This window comes from Kribbia dieselivorans NBRC 106261 (assembly GCF_001552435.1).
In the GTDB taxonomy this organism is placed as follows: Bacteria; Actinomycetota; Actinomycetes; order Actinomycetales; family Dermatophilaceae; genus Kribbia; species Kribbia dieselivorans.
On record NZ_BCRE01000111.1, the window covers coordinates 1 to 5,096 of the forward strand.

Annotated in this window: 7 protein-coding genes; 4 read left to right on the plus strand and 3 right to left on the minus strand. The window is 71.1% G+C overall.

Going from position 1 to position 5,096, the window contains the following annotated elements:
* Together KD1_RS09965 and tsaD are read left to right on the plus strand one after the other, a co-directional pair.
* A partial coding sequence (locus KD1_RS09965; protein ID WP_157073282.1) for a GNAT family N-acetyltransferase occupies positions 1-343 on the plus strand: 343 nt, incomplete at its 5' end.
* Positions 340-1,428 carry a tRNA (adenosine(37)-N6)-threonylcarbamoyltransferase complex transferase subunit TsaD gene (gene tsaD / locus KD1_RS09970; protein WP_068401305.1) on the plus strand — a complete coding sequence of 363 codons (1,089 nt, stop codon included), beginning with the start codon at positions 340-342 and terminating at the stop codon, positions 1,426-1,428. The genes KD1_RS09965 and tsaD, both read left to right, overlap by 4 nt.
* A gap of 17 nt (positions 1,429-1,445) precedes the next feature.
* On the opposite strand, the gene KD1_RS09975 is transcribed toward tsaD, so the two are convergent.
* Positions 1,446-1,871, minus strand: coding sequence for an arsenate reductase ArsC (locus tag KD1_RS09975; RefSeq protein WP_068401307.1), 426 nt, complete (start codon positions 1,869-1,871; stop codon positions 1,446-1,448).
* A gap of 59 nt (positions 1,872-1,930) precedes the next feature.
* On the opposite strand from KD1_RS09975, the gene KD1_RS09980 reads away from it, so the two are divergent.
* Both KD1_RS09980 and KD1_RS09985 read left to right on the plus strand, forming a co-directional pair.
* Entirely contained in the window at positions 1,931-2,308 is a 378-nt protein-coding gene (locus tag KD1_RS09980) for an ArsR/SmtB family transcription factor (RefSeq protein WP_068401310.1), read from the plus strand.
* Positions 2,299-3,030, plus strand: coding sequence for an aquaporin (locus KD1_RS09985; protein ID WP_245627355.1), 732 nt, complete (start codon positions 2,299-2,301; stop codon positions 3,028-3,030). The genes KD1_RS09980 and KD1_RS09985 overlap by 10 nt, the downstream gene beginning before the upstream one ends.
* On the opposite strand, the gene KD1_RS09990 is transcribed toward KD1_RS09985, so the two are convergent.
* Complete coding sequence (locus tag KD1_RS09990) at positions 2,987-4,249, minus strand: glycoside hydrolase family 3 N-terminal domain-containing protein (protein WP_245627356.1); 1,263 nt, start codon at positions 4,247-4,249, stop codon at positions 2,987-2,989. The genes KD1_RS09985 and KD1_RS09990 overlap by 44 nt on opposite strands.
* Before the next feature lie 57 nt (positions 4,250-4,306).
* Positions 4,307-5,096, minus strand: a 790-nt coding sequence (locus KD1_RS16840; RefSeq protein WP_441768673.1) for a THUMP-like domain-containing protein, incomplete at its 5' end; no start/stop codon positions are given.

Here is a 5,096-nt window from a genome sequence, read left to right on the forward strand (position 1 = left end):
CCGTGAGGAGGGGGAGCACCGCGCAGGAATCCTCGGGTACGCGGGGCTCGATCACGGCGGCGAGGTCGCCGACGTCATGACCATCGTCACCGCGCCGGCCGCCCGCGGTCGCGGACTGGGCCGGGTCCTGCTCGACGAACTCATCACCCGCGCCCGCGACGGGGGCGCCGATCACCTCATGCTCGAGGTCCGCGCCGACAACGACCCGGCGCTGGGCCTGTACCGCTCGCGCGGTTTCACCCACCTCCAGACGCGCCGCCGCTACTACCAACCCGGGGACGTCGACGCGCTCATCCTGCGCCTCGACCTGCGCCCGACCCCGACGAAGGACACCCCCGCATGACCACGTCGATCAGCCAACCGCTCGTTCTGGGCATCGAGACCTCCTGCGATGAAACAGGCATCGGCATCGTCCGCGGTGAGGAGCTCCTCGTCGACGCCGTCGCCAGCAGCGTCGACGAACATGCCCGCTTCGGCGGAGTCGTGCCCGAGGTCGCCAGCCGGGCCCACCTCGAGGAGATGATCCCGACCCTCGAACGCGCCGCACGCGACTCCGGAGTGGCCCTGACCGACCTCGACGGGATCGCCGTGACCTCAGGACCGGGCCTGGCCGGCTCGCTCATGGTCGGCGTCGCCGCGGCCAAGGCGCTCGCGCTCGCGCTCGGGCTGCCGCTGTACGGCGTCAACCACCTCGCCAGCCACGTCGCGGTCGACATCGTCGAGCACGGCCCGCTGCCCGAACCGACGGTGGCGATGCTCGTCTCCGGTGGGCATTCGTCGCTCCTGCTCGTGCCCGATGTCACCCACGACATCCGCTCGCTCGGCTCAACGATCGACGACGCGGCCGGAGAAGCGTTCGACAAGGTCGCGCGCGTGCTCGGCCTGGGATTCCCCGGCGGGCCGCACATCGACCGTGCTGCCCAGGACGGTCAGATCACCATCGACTTCCCGCGCGGCCTGTCCACCCGGCGCGACCTCGAACGGCACCGGTTCGACTTCTCCTTCTCGGGCCTGAAGACGGCCGTCGCGCGGTGGGTGGAGAGCCGCCGGGTCGCCGGCGCGGACGTGCCCGTCGCCGACGTCGCCGCGTCGTTCCAGGAGGCCGTCACCGACGTGCTCACCCGCAAGGCGATCGACGCGTGCCGTGAGTACGACGTCGCGGCGCTGCAGATCGGTGGGGGAGTGGCCGCGAACTCGCGGCTGCGGGCGATGGCCCAGGAGCGCTGCGACGCCGCCGGGATCGCGCTGCGCGTGCCGCGACGTGCGCTGTGCACCGACAATGGGGCGATGGTCGCGTCGCTCGGCGCGCAGATGATGCTCAAGGGCCGGCCCGCCAGCGATTTGTCGCTGCCGGCGGATTCGTCGATGCCGGTCACCGACGTGCAGTCGGGCCTACCGGTGACGGTCGACCACGATCACGCGCACTGACCGTCAGCCATTGAGCGTCAGCGTGCCGCGTCGACCGCCTCGACGCCCAGCTCGCTGAGCAATCCGCGCACGCGCACCTTGATGTCGTCGCGGATCGGCCGGACCGCCTCGACGCCCTGACCGGCCGGGTCGTCGAGCTCCCAGTCCTGATACGTCTTGCCCGGGTAGATCGGGCAGGCGTCGCCGCAACCCATGGTGATGACGACGTCGGAGGCCTCGACGGCCGCATTCGTCAGAATCTTCGGCGTCTCGGCGGAGATGTCGATGCCGTCCTCGAGCAGCGCCTCGCGCACCGCCGGGTTGATCGACTCGGCCGGCGCAGAGCCGGCGGAGCGCACCTCCACGGCGCCGTCGGAGAGGACTCGGGTGTAGGCGGCGGCCATCTGGGAGCGGCCGGCGTTGTGGACACAGACGTACAACACGGAGGGACGCGAGTTGGTCATGGCATCGAGTCAAACCCGACGTATGGAGAATTGTCAATGTGTTGGGTTAGGGTGATCGGGTGACGACGACCCAGGACCACCCAGCGACCGCGGAGGCCGAGGTCTGCTGCGCCGGGAGTGAGAGCGCGCTGCTGCCCGCCGAGCAGGCCGAGAAGCTCGCCGACGTCTTCAAGGCGCTCGCCGACCCAACCCGGGTGCGACTGCTGGGCTACCTCGCGCAGTCACAGGCCGGGACTGCCTGTGCGTGCCATATGCCCGACGCCTTGGGCATCACCCAGCCGACACTGTCGTTCCACATGCGCAAACTCCACGATGCCGGGCTGGTCAGCCGCGAGAAGCGCGGCCGCTGGGTGCACTGGACCGTGCAGCCGGAGGCGTTGACTGCCGTGCGGGCGTACCTCGACCTGCCGGTCATCGACGCATCGCCGTGCTGCTGAACGCCGGCGCCCCGACCGTGACGGCGACCGCCACTCGACTCCGGCGTCTCGGAGCCGAGTTCATTGGCACCGGCGGACTCGTCGCCGCCGTCGTCGGCTCGGGCATCATGGCCACCCGCCTGACCCCCGATGTGGGCGTGCAGCTCCTCATCAACGCCCTCGCCACCGTGGCCGCCCTCGCGGTGCTCATCTGGTCGCTCGGTCCGATCTCCGGCGCGCACTTCAACCCGTGCGTCACGGTCGTCGCCGCCGGTCGCCGCGAACTGCCGTGGGCCGAGGCCGGCCTGTTCGTCGCCGGTCAGATCGTCGGCGGGCTGCTCGGAGCCGTGCTCGCCCACCTGATGTTCGGTCTGCCGGCCGTGACCGCCTCGACGCGCGACCGCGTCGGCAGCGGCCTGTGGCTCGGCGAGGTCGTCGCCACCGCGGGGCTCATCGCGCTCATCGGCGCACTGACCCGCAGCGGCCAGGGGCACCTCGGCCCCGCCCTGGTGCCGACGTGGATCGGCGCGGCCTACTTCTTCACGTCCTCGACGTCGTTCGCGAATCCCGCCGTGACGATCGGCCGGTCGATCACCGATTCGTTCTCCGGCATCGCCCCGGCCAGCGTGGCCGCCTTCATTGTCGCCCAGTTCGTCGGCGCCGGGATCGGAGCGCTGCTCATCGCGGCCTTCTATCCGGTCACCGCGAGCAGGGCAGCAGCCCCATCCGATCCTTCAGCGTGAGGACGCGGCGCACCGACGTGTTGGCGCGCTTTCGGAACGTCGTGTTGGTGCGGTAGCGCGCGACGATGGCCCGCTGCATCGTGCCGGTCGTGGTGAGATCAGCGGTGAGCACGATGTCTCCGCCGGCGTCGATGAAGCGCGTCGCCCGCGCGCCCACCGGCACGTTCTGCACCGACGCCGCGGCGCCGACGTCGTCGGTGATGACCACGCCGCGCCACCCCAGATTGCCGCGCAACAGGTCGGTGACGATCGGGCGCGAGAACGCCGCCGCATGTCTGCGATCGATCTTCGTGTACGTCGCGGTCGAGACCATGACCATCCCGGTTCCGGCCTTCATCCCGGCGCGGAAAGGCGCGAGGTACGGGTCGGTGCGCGTGGTGGTCGTGTCGACGATCCCGGAGGCGGTGTGGTCGGTGTTGCCGATGATCCGCCCGATGCCGGGGAAGTGCTTGATCGACGTGGTCACCCCGGCGTCGCGCATGCCGTGGATGAAGGCGCCGGTCTTCTGGCCGACGACGGTCGGGTTGGACGAGTACTGCCGGTCCCACCGCCCGATCGGCCCGTTGCGTGTGCCGAGCGAGGCCGGCACGGTGTCGCTGACCGGCGCGAGGTTGGTGTTGACCCCGGCGGCGCGCAGCTGCGATCCCCACGTATGGGCGGAGCGGCGCAGGGTCGCGTCACTCAGACGCCCCTGCTGGAGCGCGGTGGGCATGGTCGAGAACCCGCTGCCCTTGAGTTGCTGGACCGCGCCGCCCTCTTGATCGGCGGCGACGATGAGCTTGACGTTGCGGGTGGCGTTCGGGCCGGCCTGGGCCTGCAACCCGGTGGCGACGGCCTTGATCGGTGCCCGGTCGCGCCAGCCGCCGAGGAAGATGACGTTGCCGACGTGGTACTGGCCGATCTGCTGCTTCGCGCTCGACTGGGTCGTCGTCTGGACGGCGATCATGAGCAACTGGCCGGCGCGCTGGTCGGCGCTCAGGCCCGAGAGCGTCTTCGACACGCACGTCACGGGAGTCGTCGCCTCGATCTCGGAGGACGCGCTCGTGGCAGTCGGGGAGGTCGTCACCGAACCCGCGCTCGAACTCGAGGGGAGCGTCGTCGGCGCCGGTGAGACACCGGGCTCCGCCACCGAACCGCCCACGCCACACCCGGCCAGGGTGATCGAAAGTGCGGCGCCCACGGCCACCACCCGGGCCGTGCCCGATGCGCGAAACTGCATTACTCGAGCCTAACCCCGTTCGGTCCGCCCGATCCGGATTGCGACCGGTCGATCGGGTCAGCCGGCGCGTTCGACGATGATGGCCATCGGTTCTCCGGCGACTCGGGTGAGCAGCACGGTCGCCGATTCACCGTCGCCGGCGGTGCGACCCACGCGCAACTGGCGGCGCAACTGCTCCTCGTCCAGGCGCAGGCCGCGCTTCTTGATCGTCAGGTCGGTGATGTGACGCTCGCGCAGCCACCCGCGCAGCACCTTGACGTTGTACGGCATCGCCTCGAGTACGCGGAACCGTCGGGCGAACGGCACGTCGACCTCACGTTCGGCCGTGACGTACCCCAGCCCTGCCTCGATCTCCGTGCCCCCGGTCGCGGCGGTGAGCGCCCCCAGCAGCCCGGCGCGCGTGACGGCCCGATCGGACTCGTACAACCAGGGGCCCAGCGCCGTGTGCGACCGGGTGGTCGGTGGGTCGTCCTCGGCCATGGTTTCGTCGACCACGACGGGAGAGCGGTCTGGGCTGAGCAGTTGCGCGGTGCGCCCGGCGCGGTGCACCAACGGCCCCCACCAGACGACGCATTCGAGCACCTCGCCGCGCCATGAGGTCCACTGCGCCTCGGTGCCCAGCGGCGGAGCGTCGTGCGGCAGGGACGGGCTGAGCTTGGCGCCGGTGGCGGGCACGGCCGTCGCGGCCTCGATGACGAACTGCCAGCTCGGCATGATCTCGTCGAGCCGGAAGACCCGCCGCGTGCGGCCGCGGCTGTCGGCCACTCCGGAGATGCGGCGGGCCGGGTCGAGCCAGACTCCGGCGCGGGCGCGCAGTGGGTCGACCGGGAGGGCGACGTCCTCGGCG

What these genes read in the sequence shown, in the direction of transcription:
- tsaD (WP_068401305.1), top strand. Translation starts at nt 340, where the DNA reads ATGACCACGTCGATCAGCCAACCGCTCGTTCTGGGCATCGAGACCTCC.
- KD1_RS09975 (WP_068401307.1), bottom strand. Translation starts at nt 1,871, where the DNA reads ATGACCAACTCGCGTCCCTCCGTGTTGTACGTCTGTGTCCACAACGCC.
- KD1_RS09990 (WP_245627356.1), bottom strand. Translation starts at nt 4,249, where the DNA reads ATGCAGTTTCGCGCATCGGGCACGGCCCGGGTGGTGGCCGTGGGCGCC.